Raw genomic sequence first — 14815 nt, forward strand, 5'->3', positions numbered from 1 at the left:
CCTAAAAAGATATTCCATTTAAGCCACCTTATGTAAGTTATAGTTTTACTACAAAAACCTGTGCATCTTGTAAGCAAGTTATTACATGCTCTACCCCTGCTGGAATTTCTAATAGTTCAAATTTATTTACAGTCTCAACCTCTTCTTCAAAAGAAACTGTAATCTTTCCGCTAATATTCAATAATAAAATATTTTTATCATTGCTATATGAGTCTGTTTGATTCCCTACTTTTAGATTCATATGTACCACTTGATATTTATCATTTTCTAATACAATACCACCTAATAATGCGTTTTTATCTAATTTTACTTTTTTCATAATTTTATCTTCCTTTACGTTTATATAACCCGTCTTCTTCAATCATAATAAGTTTATTCTTGAATAATCTTCCAACAGCACGTTTGAAACTTCCCTTACTCATTCCAAACACTGCTTTAATTTCTTCTGGATCTGATTTATCTGTAAACTCACAATATCCGTTGTTTTCAATGTAATCCATAATAGCTTGACCATCAGCATCCATTCTTTCGTGAGCACGAGGTAAGAATGAACCATTAATTTCTCCGTTATCTTTAACACCAATAACACGCAAAGTAACTTTTTCTCCTAAACGTGGTTCTTTTTCACGTTCACTTTCATGAACAAATACTTTATAACCATCTTTTGTTAATAGAAATGTCCCAACGCGCATTAAACGGTATGGATAAGCTTCAATATCTTTATTCTTCATATTCTTAGTTGCTTTAGAATATAATGATGCTACGATAGTCTCTGTCGCCAAACGCGCAAATAATTGTCCACTAAAATCACGACGTAAAGTAATAAATAGTTCGTCACCCTCTTTAGGCCAAACACTTCGTAACTTTGGTAAATCTTCTCCTAAAAGTGGAATTTCACGAGAGAACCCAATATCAAGACCTACTCGGTCTTCCTCTACTTTTACTACTTTACTAAACGAATAATCCCCAACCGTAACTTCCGGAATATTCGGCGTTGCAAATAATTTTCCACTACGTGAAGGATATACGAACATTGAATACTCTTCTCCAATTTCGTAATCATCTAAACTTTCTACGTCAGATTCATTACAGCTAATTTCCTCTTCATTCGGTCCTTTAAAAACTAATGATGAACTTTTCTTCTCTACTAACTCTAAAAAATGGATTTCTCCAGTAATAAATTTTATATCTTCTCTTTCCATCAAGTACCTCTTTCTTTTATTTATTGTATAACTTCCTACAGCATTGTTACTACATTTCATCTCATAAAAAAGGGAGTGACTCAAAAATCACGATTTCGGAGAAATCGATTTTGTCGAGTCACCCCCGCACAGTTTATTAGATATCTAAAAAGCTTTTATAAAGCGAATTTTAGATATCAATAAACCACTACGTCTATGAGTTATAATATACACTTTTTTAAACTTTAGGGCTTTTGGGTCATCCCCTTAAATTAATCGGAAAAAGTAGTATCAGGGCGTACTTACTTAACCATATTTTTTATTTGTTTTAATTGATTTACTCTTATTTCCTTTGGAAGGAATCTTCTTATTTCATCTTCATTATACCCAACTTGTAATCTCTTATCATCGACAATGATAGGTCTTCTAAGCATTCCTGGATTATCTTGAATAACTTTATATAATTCTTGAATTGACATACTTTCAATATCCAAATTCAATTTTTGGAAAGTTTTCGATCTGAATGAGATTATATCTTCTGTTCCGTGCTCCGTGATAGACAAAATGTCTTTAATCTCATCTGTTGTCAGAGCTTCTGAAAAAATATTTCTTTCCACAAAGTCTATTCCATTTTCAATAAGCCAAGCTTTAGCTTTTCTACAAGAAGTACAACTTGGCGATGTAAACAATGTAACTACCACCAGCACTCACACTCCTTTATAAAAATAACATTAATATTTTTATAATTCTATATACTCCTATAATTATACTACATATATTATAGTTTTACAATATACTATTGAAAAAATATTTTAATTTGTCAACTAAAAACACTTATTTTACATAGTTTAATTCTTGACTATCCTTGTAGACGCAAGCTTTTTGTTTTACCCTTACATTTTTTATTTGATTAGTTAAAATAAATTATATAATAATACACTCAAAAAATATTTCTTTACATAGTCTTACTACCATATTATATTATAACCCATGTAATTAAAATATAAATTAAATAACAATGAACACTCCTCTTCTACAGTTTCCCATTATTGCTAAATTGACAAAGTATTTTATGTGTGTTATCATATACATATGCCAGCATGGCGGAATTGGCAGACGCACTGGACTCAAAATCCAGCGATGGCAACATCGTGCCGGTTCGACCCCGGCTGCTGGTATAGTATAAAAGACAAGGTTTTCGAACCTTGTCTTTTTTTATTATATCTATGTAGCCAAATTACTGATAACTAGTAACTCTTTAGGAATTTAAAAAATCGATAGCTTTTTGATATTTTTCTTTTCTTTCTATATCTTTTTCTGTAATATTTATTAACCTCGTAAGATCTGAATTATGACGCAAATCTGCTAATTTTACCACTCGAGCAAGTTTGTTTTCTTTTACAGAATTTAAATAAGTTTGGTAATCTTGTCCTTTTTTCTTTGTTATAACATCAACAGCTTCTAAAACTTCTTCAGAGAATCCATACTCACGTAAATCTTCTAAGGTCAATTCCGTATCTTCAATAACATCATGAAGATACGCTACCGCCTTTTCTTCATCAGAATTTACAAAACCAGCCACCTTTTCAGGATGTTTAATATAATCTTCTCCAGCTTTATCAATTTGTCCTAAATGAGCTTTCTTAGCTATTTCATAGGCTTTTTCACTTTGAGATTGTTTCATATTTTTATTATATACGTTCATATTTTATTAGTCAATCTTCACTGACAAGAATCTTCAAACAACCTTCGACTACACTTAACCTATTACTAAATCCTTTATTCACTATATACTCACTAGTTCTTCTCTCAGGCTATTTTGCTTTACAAGATAGCCTGTTTATGATACTATTATGTATAACAAGATAGCGGAACTAAAGCTGAAAATTATTTCTAAAATAGTTTTATCAAGAACATCTCTTACCTAGCTAATCACGACTAGATATTAAAAGAAAGAAGGAACAGAATGGAGATAAACACTTCCCAAATACTAAAAGGTACATTAGAAGCATGTATTTTACAGCTAATAAAAAATAAAGAAATGTACGGCTACGAAATAACTGAACAGCTTTCTAATTACGGGCTTGATATGGTTGCCCAAGGAACTATCTATCCTCTACTTTTAAAATTAGAAAAGGAACATATGGTCACTAGTTACTTAAAGGAGAGTAACTCTGGACCTCCTAGAAAATATTATTCAATTACCAAAAATGGTGAAGAGTATATAAACTCATTTAAAAATGTATGGGAAAATATAAGTACTACAATAACAAAAATTTTAGAAAATAAATAACGTCAACAGGGAGGAATTATTATGAACATCGCTGACTTAATAAAACAAAATAACAAACTTAGATCACAACTTAATGAAGATAATAAGAAATATTATGAAGAACTTTTAGTTGCTTGTCGGATGAAAAATACTACAAAAAAAGAATCAGAACTAGAAATTCAGCTACTTGAAATCTTGCAAGATTTAATACTATATCAAAAACATGGAAAAAACTTTACCGATGTTTTTGGGGATGACATAGATAAATTATCTTCATCAATACTTGTAGAACTTCCAAAGGAAAATAAAGGAAAACTATTAAGATTTTCTCTAGTTTATCTTTTAATATTAATTATTAGTTCTCTAGTACCTTCTGTATTCACTAGAACTATACAACCAATTATAACAATGTTCTCTATATTATTATTAGCTTTAGGATCATCAGTTTGCTTATATCTATTAATTTATAAAAAAACAGATAAAAATAAGTGGTTTATATATATTTCTTCGTTAATTATATTTGAGATTTCTTTTATTCTAATACCTATTCTAAATAAACTAAAGCTACTTCCAGAGTATCTTTCTCTAGAAGTAACAGTATCAACTAACTTCTTATACTTATTTGGAATCTTTAGTACACTTTCTTATATATACATTTTTTTAACTTTTAAAAAATACTATTCTAAAAAGATATAGTAACCTAGCTCGACTATTCTATTGGTCGAGCTAATTTTTATAAAAGTTCACCTTAGAGAAATAATTTTAATTTAAAAATAACATTTTTTCTCTTGAATAATTTTTTTAAACCTGTTATAATGGTAAAACATTATTTTAGGAGAGAAGCCATGAATAACTCAATTTTCGATAAATTAAAACATGCTGAACAGGGCGCTAAACTTAGTATTTTATCATATTTGTTACTTACAGTATTAAAACTTGGCGCTGGTATATTCTTTAAGTCTTCAGCTCTTGTTGCCGATGGTATTAACAATGCTACCGATGTGATTTCATCAGTTTGTGTTCTTATCGGTTTGAAGATTTCCAGAAAACCAGCAGATGAAGACCACCTTTATGGTCACTTTAGAGCCGAGCTTATATCTACATTAATAGCTTCATTTATTATGCTATACGCTGGAATTGAAGTAGTAATGTACGCAATTAAAAAAATTATCTCAGGAACGATTGAACAACCTAGCATACTGTCAGCAGTTGTAGCATTTATAGCTAGTATAATTATGCTTGGTGTATATTTCTATAATATTCGTCTTGCTAAAAAAATTGGTAGCAAGTCACTTAAAGCTGCCGCACTTGACAATCTAAGCGATGCATTTGTTTCTATCGGTACACTAATAGGGATTATTGCTACATATATCGGTATTCCAATAGCTGATTCAGTAGTCGCAATTATCGTAGGATTACTTATTATTTACACATCAGTTAGTATCTTCAAAGAATCTACACATGTTCTTACCGATGGTGTAGATACTGAAGTGATAGACAAGGTTAATGATATTGTAACTGACATCAACGGTATAACTTCTATAGTCGATACGAAAGGTAGAACTCATGGCTTATTATACTTTATCGATATTACGGTTACCGTTGATCCTTCTTTAAATGTTAAACAAAGTCACGATATTACGGTTAATATTGAAAAAGCACTCTCTAAAGAATTCTATTATTGTGAAACTTTAGTGCACTTAGAACCGCATGGTATTCCATGTCATACGTATTAAATTAATTTTGATGAAATTATACTCACTATAACACCTGTTATTTCAAGTATAATTTCATCTTTTTTATTGTTCGTACGTTTGACAAAAACTAATACTAAAAGTATAATTATTGTACATATAAAAGTATTTTTAGTCTTAATTGTTTTTTAATTAAATAGCTTAAAATAATACTTAAATAAAATTGGAGTTTTTAAATTTATGACACACGCAAAAGCAATATTCTTCGGTGAACATGCCGTCGTTTATGGATACAAAGGAATAACTATTCCCCTTCCACAGATGAACGTCGAAGTTACATTAGAAGATACAGAGACAATTCAACAACGTGATGAAATTTTAGATTTTATCGCGGATACATGTGGAATTGATAAAAAAACAAAAATTAATATAACTAGCACTATTCCAGTTGGACGTGGGCTAGGGTCTTCTGCTGCGCTAAGTATCGCTATTGCACGTGCCAAAAAACTCCCAAATGTACGAGAAATTGCAAATAAATGTGAAAAATTTATTCACGGTAATCCTAGTGGTATAGATGTTAATCAAGTACTTAGTGATACTCCCCTTTTATTTTCTAAAAAAGAAGGAGCTAGTGAATTAGATTTTGACTTGAATAGTTATTTACTAATTATCGATACAGGAGTTGTTGGAATTACTAAAGAAACTCTAAAGCATATAGCGGATAATTATGATAAATATGAAAATTATATTGCTGAATTAGGCGAAATTACCGATTTAGTAATTGAACCATTAAAAAATAAAGACATCGATCTTGTCGGACATTATATGTACAAAGCTCACGACTTATTACAAAAGCTTGGAGTAAGTCACGCTAGCAACGATGAGGTTGTGGAAATTTGTAAAAATAATAATGCAGTCGGTGCTAAACTAACTGGTGGTGGCGCTGGTGGATGTTGCATTAGTCTTAGCAAAACAAAAGAAAATGCATTAGAAATTCAAAATGCATTAAAAGAGAAAGGATATTCATCATGGATAGTTACAGTTTAGGTTATGCTAATATTGCCCTAGTAAAGTACTGGGGGAAAAAATCTAAAGATCCTGTCTTACCTTATAATCCTAATATTTCTTTAAGATTAGACAATCTTTTATCAAAAACAAAAATCGAGAAAAATGATAATAATATTGATGAATTTTATATCAATGACGAGAAACAAAGTCAAGAAGAAGTAGATAAAATGATTAAGTTCATCTCTAAATTCACACCAACAAATCGAGAAACCATAACTATTAGAAGTTATAATACCGTACCTACTGCTGCAGGGCTTTCTTCAAGTTCTAGTGGCACAATGGCTTTAGTTCTTGCTTGTAATGAATATTTTAAATTAAACAAAACTACTAAAGAATTAGTTGAAATAGCTAAAGAAGGATCTGGTTCTTCATGTCGAAGTTTCTATAAACTTGCTGCATGGCTTGAAGATGGAAGTGTTGAAGAATTAGAATGTTCTTTAGATTTTGGAATGATGGTTCTTGTAGTAAACGAGGATAGAAAGAAAATTTCTAGTCGTGTCGCTATGGAACGCTGCGTTCAAACATCAACAACTTTTGATGCTTGGGTTGAAAAAGCTAAAGGTGATTTCATATTAATGAAAGAAGCTTTAAAAGATGCTGATTTCGAAAAAATTGGAGAAATTACAGAAAGTAATGCTTTAGCTATGCATGGTACTACTTCTACATCTACTCCTAGCTTCTCATTCTTAACAGAAGAGAGTCATATAGCGATGGATATTGTAAAAGAACTACGTTCTAAAGGTTATAAATGTTACTTCACAATGGATGCTGGTCCGAATGTGAAAGTACTTTACTTAAGGGAAGACCAAAACAAATTATATGAGGAAATTTCAAAATTATGGAAGAAAAAAATCATTTTGTGCATGGAGTAGCTTACGGTAAACTCTATCTCGCTGGAGAATATGCGATTTTAGAGGATTACGCTTCTGCACTAATAACAAGTGTTCCTAAAAAAATTACAGTATTTGTAGAAAAAAGTGATAAAACTACTATCTTCGATACGATTAATAAGACTAAAGTTGGACTTTTAGAAGAAAATAACAACTTCACACTTGTTCAACAATTTATTCTATTTTTAACGGAATATACAAATTGTGATAAAAAATTTGCTCTTACTATTTATAATGAACTTCACAATGACGATAAAAAATACGGTTTAGGTTCTTCTGGTGCCGTACTTGTGGCTATAGCTCGCGCTATATTATCATTTGAAAATGTAGCTTATAACGATTTAACTATTTTTAAACTAGTCGCCCTATTCAATATCAAACACAATCTAAGTGGATCTATGGGAGACGTTGCTGCAAGCATTAATGACGGCATTACATATTACGAGAAATTCAACGCTGAATTCGTTAATAATATGATACATCAAGATAAGTCTGTTAAAGAAATAATAAACTCAGATTGGGATGGACTTCATATCGAAAAAGTTCATCCAAAAGCTGATTTAAGCATACTAGCACGTTGGACTGGTGAAGCTGTAGATACGAAAGAACACGTAAAACTGTGGAAAAAACATAAAGATAACTACAAAGAAGAATTTAGAGTTTTTGTTGAAACTTCTAATACGCTAGTAAAAACTTTAAAAGAGAATTTAGAAGAAACAGATGCTACGTCTGCTTTAAGCACTATACGAAAACTTAGAGAAAACCTACTTTATTTAGAAAGTTTCTCTAAGATACCAATGGAAACAAAAGCAATGAAAAACTATATTGAAAGTCATTCAGCTGGTAAGCAAAGTGGTTCAGGTAGTGGTGACATTGTATTAGGATTTGAGAAAAATAACGATAAGTATCAGCTACAACTGAACTTAGAAAAACTATAATATACTACGAAAGGATTAATTATGAGAAAAAAAGATCATATTAGATTAGCACTTGCTGATAAAACAAAAGTAACTAGCTTAGACTCATACGCAATTGATTACAACAGTATCCCCCTTTTCGGATTAGACGATGTTGATACTTCTACATCAGTTTGTGGTGACCGTTGGAAATTTCCATTCTTCATAAATGCCATTACTGCTGGCGGGGAAGATTGTAATAAGATTAATCAAGACTTTATGGAAGTTAGTGAAAAATGTGGAATTAAATTTTTCCCAGGATCATACTCTCCTGCTCTTAAGAGTAAAGAGGACGAAGAAGCTTATCCAAAAGGTTATTCAGTAAACCTAGGCTTAGATAAAGATCCAAAACTTGTTTTAAAAGCAATCGAAAAATCACAAGCAAAATACATTCAACTTCATACTAATCCTCTTCAAGAAATTGTTATGCCAGAAGGAGATCATAATTTCGAAAGTTGGTACGCTAACCTAAAAGAAGTCAGCTCTAAATCTCCTATTCCTGTAATCTTAAAGGAAACAGGTTTTGGTATGAACGAAGCTACTATTAAACTAGCCATCGACTTAAATATCCCCGCTGTAGACATCAGTGGAATGGGTGGAACAAACTTCGCGAGAATCGAAAATGGACGAAGAACTGATAAATCAACTTATCTAGAAGCAATTGGCTATACTACTGCAGAAAGCTTAGAAATCGCCTACTCTTATAAAGATAAAATTGATATTATCGCAAGTGGAGGTATTCGTAATCCTCTTGATGTTGTGAAATGTCTAGCTTTAGGTGCTAAAGCAGTTGGTGTTTCTAAAATATTTTTAGAAATTCTTGTAAATGAAGGAAAAGATGCCCTAATTCAAGAAATTGAAAAATGGAAAAAAGAAATTAAGTTCTTAATGATATTAATGAATGCTAGAACAATCGCTGAATTAGATAAGAAAATAAGAAAAGTAGAATTTTAAAAAAGAAGATTCCGTCCGTCTTGGATGGTATCTTCTTTTAATTTATACTGGAAGTAACCTCAAAAATCGCGATTTTGGATCAGCCACTACGATTTTTGAGTCACTCCCTCTTCTAATGCTGATAATCTTTTAATTGCTTTATTTAAATCATCTTCTAAACTATTAATTTTAGATTTATTCTTTTGATTTTCCGCAATTAAATACCAACATGAGATTAATAACATAACATTTAAACAAATTATTGCAAACATACTATTCTCCTAATGTTTATAATTAAAATTAGAATAACACAATTTCTCTTTTTTAACAAGAGATGCTCTATTCATTAATAATAGATATAAAAAAACCTCATCTTACGATGAGGTCATTATTTCTAAATAAATCTAAAAGAGGGAAAATTTTTAGATTTTATTAATAAATTGCGTGTTAATTACCAATTATTAATATTTACGTTTTCTAGCCGCTTCAGATTTTTTCTTACGACGAACGCTTGGTTTTTCATAAAACTCACGTTTACGAACTTCTTGGATAGTTCCGTTTTTAGAAACAGCACGTTTGAAACGACGTAGTGCATCTTCTAGTGATTCATTTTTACGAACTACAGTTTTTGACATTGGATTTCCCTCCCTCCGATACTACAAAATCTTAATTTAATACTTAATTAAATGTTTAAGATATAAAATAAATACAAACATTCAATCAATAAGACTGCTTTTAAGCAATCTACTTACATATTGTATTATATTCTTACGTTCTTGTCAACCTTTAATAGCAATTTATTAACATATTTCTGAAAAAACAATCTTTTCATTTATATTAATTAAACTATTTTTCAGATAACCAGTTTTTAAATTCTTCAATAAAATTAGCATATCCTTCTTTATTCTTATGACTTGGCACTTGAGCTAAGAACACTTGATTTGGCAACTTTGTTTGACCTTTTTTAGTTATAAGAATAATAGCTTTTTGTTGAGAAGCATTTTTGAACATCTCATCTGGTAATGTAATTACCGCATTTAGATTAATATCTTCTTCTAAAAATTTCTTGAAATTGTCTTCAAGCTCAAGAAATTTCTTAGGTACTACTAATACCCCTACACCATTATCATTTAAATAATTAGCCACTTGCTCAATGAATAGTAGCGCATTTAGGCTATATCCTTCTGCACTGCAAAGTTTATAGTTTAAACTGTTATCCTCATCCGCATAATAGCCAAAAGGCACATCACTGATAATTACATCTTGTTTCTTAATATTTAAAGGTTTAAGAGCATCTTGATTAACAATTTCAACATTAGTTTCTAATAAATTGAAAATATTTTGTTGTAATCTTGCGTAGTTATTATCAACATCAACAGAAGTTAACTCGTATTCACCTTTTGATAAAGCTGATAGGTTAATTAAGAAGTTTCCACTTCCACTAGCAAAATCAGCTACAGAAATCTTCTCATTATTGTATAAACACTCTAAAATATGAGATACATACATAGTTATAACTTCTGGTGTAATGTCATAACTAGGATTATTCAACTCTTTAAGAGCTTTTAATAGTAAAAATTGATAAGCTTTTTTAATATCCTCTTTAGAGAAATTATCGACAATATCAAAATAATCCTCATCATTCTCCAAAGTTAAGTAATTCACTAAAGAATCAAAATACAACCCTTCACCTTTGTTCTCTTCTACCTGTTTATCTATCTTAAAAAATAATTTTTCTAAATCTGACATGGTTCCTCCTATATATTATTTTTTAAACAAGTCAAATAAATATCCTTGTTTTAACATTTCTAAATTAAAAATATTATCTATATGTCCAAAAGCTTCAGATAGAGGATAACGTGCTGTATGCCAGCCTTGTCCATCAGTTACCCATGAAAAACTCACATCATCTTTAGCTGTTTGAATTAATTTACTTAGTTCTGTAAATTCTCCAGAGACAGATTTCAGTTTACTTCCACCTCCGCCATAGTAGTTAGTTTCAATAAGCCATACTTTATTTTTTTCTTTTGAAAATACTGCAATATCGAAACGACGTTCCGATTTATCTACAGGCACTTCAATTCCCCAAGAGCTTCTTATATAATTTGCTGTTGCTTGAGCCTTATAAACTAGATTTTGTTCAATACAAATTTTTTCTACATTACGCTCTAATATATTCTCCATTGTCGTACCACTACGATTTTTTCTCGCATTACTATCTAAACCAGCTTCCACTCCATAAACATAATCAACTAATGAACGATTCGCATCTTTTTGTAAAAATTCTAAAAGACCTGCATCTTTCATGAAATCTACATACTTTTCTAATTGACTATTATCAATATTTTTGAAATCTAGTTGGTAAAAATTCATAATATCATCTACATCAAAGAATAATATATCTAAAACTTTTTCTCTACTGGCTATTAAACTAGGAATGGCTTTCAAAAGTTGTGGTTGCTTCTGAAATAACCTTAAAGCCTCACTATAAATATCTTCTTTTCCTATTAAATAATTTAAAGTGTGTAACTCCAATTCGAATGCTTTTGTTTCTCTTCTTACCTTATCCCAATTCACATAATACTCTGGTGTTCTATTAGTAACTGATAATGTAGAAAAGAAATAATCTAATTTATCATCAACTTGACTTGACAAATACTCATTAAACCTCATTTTATTCCTCCACAATTAATATAATCCAAAAAAGTTCATATCATATTTTTCTATCATAATTTTTATCCCATCTCCTCTTAACATCTCAAAATAGTCTCTATACGAATCTCCTTTAAAAAAATCATTTCCAACAAATACAAAACTTACAGAGAATGGTTTATCTGATTTATCTAATAATCTTTGATATAGTCGTCTTTTATTACCAAAGCCTAATAACTTCTCATCTACGCTCCCACTCGTTTCTTGCCACTTTTTCTCTATTATATAAACCGTATTATTTTCGAAATTAATAAATACTTCGTCAGGTTCCCATTGTTTTGAATTTGTATTTTCAATATTTAAATCTTCTAAAAAATCATAAAATCTATTCTTTGGCATAATTTTGCCCATTGGTTCTTTTTCTCCAATTCTATAGACTTCAAATCCTTTAGTAGTCTTTTTATCCTTAAAATCAATCTCTTTTAATTCATAATTTGGAAGTGTGTCTACTAATTCTGAAAATTCGATATTTCTCTCGAATTTAAGACCATTTAGAGTAGTATTAGCTCCACCTCCACTTTTATTTGGTTTTCTTTTCATTATTTACTACCTCCAATCTTCTTTTTGCAATATCTAGATACTCTTCTTTAAAATCTATCCCTACAAATTTACGTCCTAATCTCTTTGCTACAACTCCTGTTGTTCCACTTCCCACAAAAGGATCTAAGATGTAATCTCCCTTTTCTGTACTAGCTAAAATAATTCTTTCTAGTAAGTACTCAGGTTTTTGAGTAGGATGTTTCCCCGCCCATTTTTCACTGATTTTTGTCAAAGGACCTGTCCAAACATCTTTCATTTGCTTTCCATTATTAATTTCCTTCATCAAATCATAATTATAGTAATGCCTAGCGTATTTATCAGCTTTTCTTGCCCATAATATAGTCTCCGTAGAATGCGTAAAGTATCTACAAGATAAGTTTGGTGCTGGATTAGTTTTTTGCCATGTTATATTATTTAATATTTTAAATCCTTCTTGCTCTAGAGCCATACCCACTGAGTAAATATTGTGTAACGTCCCCGAAATCCAAATTGTTCCATTTGGTTTTAAAACTCTTTTAGCTTTTCTTATCCATTCTCGATTAAAGTTATGCTTTTCTTCAAAAGATGAGATTTTATCCCAATCACCTTTATTAACAGAAACTACTTTCCCTCCGGAATTGGAAAATCCATCGTTACTTAAAAAATATGGTGGATCAGCAAAAATCATATCTATACTTTCACTTTTAATTTTTTCAATAACTTCAAATGTATCACCTAAAGCAAGTGTACAATTATCTTTTTTATAATAAATATCCATAATTATCCCTCCCTTAATAATTTGTAATTATGACTTCCTTTACTACTCCTCTACTACTAGATTTCCCTCCATTGGTTCTAGTTACATCGACATAATGTATGTTAAATTCATTGTATAGTTCAATTGTTAGCTCACTTGAAGAGTTTGACACCATAGCCTTTACACCTTTTTCTGTTAATTTTCTAACTGTATCTCGTAAGCGTACTTGATCCTCATAAGAAAATCCTTCATGAGTATACGATGTAAATGAACTAGTTTCATTTAAAGGAATATACGGTGGATCAAAATAGACAAAATCTCCTTCTTTTACTGTATTTAAACTATCTTCAAAATCTCCACTTATAATTTTTATTTCATTTGAATTTAAATAATCACTAATACTGTTGATTAATTCTTCATCTACAATCTTAGGATTAGAATAATTCCCATATGGAACATTAAATTGATTTTTTGAATTGACTCTGTATAATCCATTAAAATTAACTCTCAACATATACATTATTCGAGCTGCTCGCTCTATATCTGATAAATTACTAAAAGTATCTAATCTATCAAATCCTCTTACCTCTAAATAATACTCTTTACTATTTCTTTCTTTATGCTTCCTTAGAACCTCAATTAATTCCTTAGGATTATTTTTTATTTGAATATAACAATTAATTAACTCTTCATTAAAATCGTTAATAGTCGCATTTTTAGGAGCTAACTCAAAAAATAGAGCTCCCCCTCCTATAAAAGGTTCATAATAATTATTGTAATCTACTGGTAATAATTCTTTTAGTTTAGGAAGTAACTTTCGTTTCCCCCCTGTCCATTTTGTAAATGGTTGTAATTTCTCTAATTTATCATTCATAATTTAATTATATCACATCTTCCTATCTTATATAAATCCACAAGTTAAATTCTAATATTTTACTATTATAACCTAATATTACAAAAGAGTGAATATTTTATAATTAAAACATTTATAATTTTTATAAAGCTTAATCTCTAATAAAATTCTCGAGCGATTTTTTATAATCTCGAGCGATTCTAGTGTGTTTTTCATAAGATTTTATTTTGTTCCCTTATACAGCAAACAGCTTAATATCAGCTTTTTCTACCTAAATACTTTAAAAAATTCTCGTGCAATTTTTTATAATCTCGTGCGATTCTCGTGTGTTTTCTTTAGATTTTTATTTAATTTCTCTTATAAAAATATTATCCCCCCTACTATATAAATCAAAAATACAAGTGAAAAAGATTTACATAATTAAACACTTTATGTTTAATTACATAAATCTTTATTTAAAATTATTAGTACTTTACAAAGTATCTAAGTAGATACTTAAAATCCCCCTACTTAAACTTCTTTATAAATCTTTTTTGAACTTTATCACAGGTATAACCAATATGTTCATAGAAATTATGCGCATCTTCACGTTTCATGGCAGAATTTAACCTAATAAAGCTAATATTATTGTCTACGGCATAGTTTTCTAACTTACTCATAAGTTTCTTACCTATTCCCTTACCTTGAAAATCAGGATTAACAGCAAGTCCTAGAATATTTAAACCAAGATCACTATAAAAACTTTCATACATTTGAGCATGAACAAATCCTATAATCTTTCTTGTGTTTTCATCTTCATAACCGATAATAATATGCTGTTTCTTATCATTAGTTAGTTTCTCTATTTGTCTTTTCACGTTTTCAACACCTACATCGTAACCTAATGCTGCTTTACAAATTTCTGTAACTTCTTGTGCATCTTCTATATTTATTTCTCTAAACATATACTCACCTTCTGATTTTATCAAGTATTATTTAAT

Annotated in this window: 19 protein-coding genes and 1 tRNA gene; 8 read left to right on the forward strand and 12 right to left on the reverse strand. The window is 29.9% G+C overall.

Features of this window, described 5'->3' with window-relative positions; genetic code table 11:
* Positions 1 to 37 precede the first annotated feature (37 nt).
* From RWQ74_RS00990 to spxA, 3 genes are all read right to left on the reverse strand, one after another.
* Entirely contained in the window at positions 38 to 319 is a 282-nt protein-coding gene (locus tag RWQ74_RS00990) for a hypothetical protein (protein ID WP_314395965.1), read from the reverse strand.
* Positions 320 to 323: 4 nt separating this feature from the next.
* A complete protein-coding gene (locus RWQ74_RS00995; RefSeq protein ID WP_274459897.1) occupies positions 324 to 1202 on the reverse strand; it encodes a S1 RNA-binding domain-containing protein in 879 nt (292 codons plus the stop codon).
* A gap of 281 nt (positions 1203 to 1483) precedes the next feature.
* Positions 1484 to 1882: a transcriptional regulator SpxA gene (spxA, locus tag RWQ74_RS01000; protein ID WP_294682247.1), complete on the reverse strand. Its 399-nt coding sequence runs from the start codon at positions 1880 to 1882 to the stop codon at positions 1484 to 1486.
* 393 nt (positions 1883 to 2275) lie between these two features.
* Between spxA and RWQ74_RS01005 the strand changes: the two genes are divergently transcribed.
* Positions 2276 to 2359, forward strand: a tRNA-Leu gene (locus RWQ74_RS01005).
* A gap of 80 nt (positions 2360 to 2439) precedes the next feature.
* Here RWQ74_RS01005 and RWQ74_RS01010 read toward each other — a convergent pair.
* Positions 2440 to 2886, reverse strand: a complete 447-nt coding sequence (locus RWQ74_RS01010) for an HD domain-containing protein (RefSeq protein WP_314395968.1) — start codon at positions 2884 to 2886, stop codon at positions 2440 to 2442.
* A 261-nt stretch (positions 2887 to 3147) separates the two neighbouring features.
* Here RWQ74_RS01010 and RWQ74_RS01015 point away from each other — a divergent pair, with 261 nt between their 5' ends.
* From RWQ74_RS01015 to fni, 7 genes are all read left to right on the forward strand, one after another.
* Positions 3148 to 3474 (forward strand): PadR family transcriptional regulator, encoded by a 327-nt coding sequence (locus RWQ74_RS01015; protein ID WP_314395970.1) that lies wholly within the window; start codon positions 3148 to 3150, stop codon positions 3472 to 3474.
* A gap of 21 nt (positions 3475 to 3495) precedes the next feature.
* Positions 3496 to 4149, forward strand: a complete 654-nt coding sequence (locus RWQ74_RS01020) for a hypothetical protein (protein WP_314395972.1) — start codon at positions 3496 to 3498, stop codon at positions 4147 to 4149.
* A 149-nt stretch (positions 4150 to 4298) separates the two neighbouring features.
* Complete coding sequence (locus tag RWQ74_RS01025) at positions 4299 to 5189, forward strand: cation diffusion facilitator family transporter (RefSeq protein ID WP_314395974.1); 891 nt, start codon at positions 4299 to 4301, stop codon at positions 5187 to 5189.
* A gap of 198 nt (positions 5190 to 5387) precedes the next feature.
* Positions 5388 to 6194: a mevalonate kinase gene (mvk, locus tag RWQ74_RS01030; RefSeq protein WP_314395976.1), complete on the forward strand. Its 807-nt coding sequence runs from the start codon at positions 5388 to 5390 to the stop codon at positions 6192 to 6194.
* Complete coding sequence (mvaD, locus tag RWQ74_RS01035) at positions 6176 to 7087, forward strand: diphosphomevalonate decarboxylase (protein ID WP_314395977.1); 912 nt, start codon at positions 6176 to 6178, stop codon at positions 7085 to 7087. The genes mvk and mvaD overlap by 19 nt, the downstream gene beginning before the upstream one ends.
* The gene (locus RWQ74_RS01040; protein ID WP_314395979.1) at positions 7054 to 8043 is read left to right on the forward strand and encodes a phosphomevalonate kinase; all 990 of its coding nucleotides are present in this window, start codon (positions 7054 to 7056) and stop codon (positions 8041 to 8043) included. The genes mvaD and RWQ74_RS01040 overlap by 34 nt, the downstream gene beginning before the upstream one ends.
* 21 nt (positions 8044 to 8064) lie before the next feature.
* Positions 8065 to 9015, forward strand: a complete 951-nt coding sequence (gene fni / locus RWQ74_RS01045) for a type 2 isopentenyl-diphosphate Delta-isomerase (protein WP_314395981.1) — start codon at positions 8065 to 8067, stop codon at positions 9013 to 9015.
* Positions 9016 to 9101: 86 nt separating this feature from the next.
* On the opposite strand, the gene RWQ74_RS01050 is transcribed toward fni, so the two are convergent.
* From RWQ74_RS01050 to RWQ74_RS01085, 8 genes are all read right to left on the reverse strand, one after another.
* A complete protein-coding gene (locus tag RWQ74_RS01050; protein WP_060913604.1) occupies positions 9102 to 9266 on the reverse strand; it encodes a hypothetical protein in 165 nt (54 codons plus the stop codon).
* A gap of 189 nt (positions 9267 to 9455) precedes the next feature.
* A complete protein-coding gene (gene rpsU, locus RWQ74_RS01055; protein WP_003147339.1) occupies positions 9456 to 9629 on the reverse strand; it encodes a 30S ribosomal protein S21 in 174 nt (57 codons plus the stop codon).
* Positions 9630 to 9840: 211 nt separating this feature from the next.
* On the reverse strand, positions 9841 to 10743 hold the full coding sequence (locus tag RWQ74_RS01060; protein ID WP_314395984.1) for a class I SAM-dependent methyltransferase: 903 nt from the start codon (positions 10741 to 10743) through the stop codon (positions 9841 to 9843).
* Positions 10744 to 10758: 15 nt separating this feature from the next.
* Positions 10759 to 11667 (reverse strand): type II restriction endonuclease, encoded by a 909-nt coding sequence (locus tag RWQ74_RS01065; RefSeq protein ID WP_314395986.1) that lies wholly within the window; start codon positions 11665 to 11667, stop codon positions 10759 to 10761.
* 15 nt (positions 11668 to 11682) lie between these two features.
* Positions 11683 to 12246, reverse strand: coding sequence for a PD-(D/E)XK nuclease superfamily protein (locus RWQ74_RS01070; protein ID WP_314395988.1), 564 nt, complete (start codon positions 12244 to 12246; stop codon positions 11683 to 11685).
* Entirely contained in the window at positions 12227 to 13003 is a 777-nt protein-coding gene (locus RWQ74_RS01075; protein ID WP_314395990.1) for a site-specific DNA-methyltransferase, read from the reverse strand. Before RWQ74_RS01075 ends, RWQ74_RS01070 begins: the two co-directional genes overlap by 20 nt.
* Before the next feature lie 13 nt (positions 13004 to 13016).
* Positions 13017 to 13856: a DNA adenine methylase gene (locus RWQ74_RS01080; RefSeq protein ID WP_314395992.1), complete on the reverse strand. Its 840-nt coding sequence runs from the start codon at positions 13854 to 13856 to the stop codon at positions 13017 to 13019.
* 485 nt (positions 13857 to 14341) lie between these two features.
* Complete coding sequence (locus RWQ74_RS01085; protein WP_314395995.1) at positions 14342 to 14779, reverse strand: GNAT family N-acetyltransferase; 438 nt, start codon at positions 14777 to 14779, stop codon at positions 14342 to 14344.
* Positions 14780 to 14815: the final 36 nt, after the last annotated feature.

The organism is uncultured Gemella sp., from assembly GCF_963525165.1.
GTDB lineage: Bacteria > Bacillota > Bacilli > Staphylococcales > Gemellaceae > Gemella.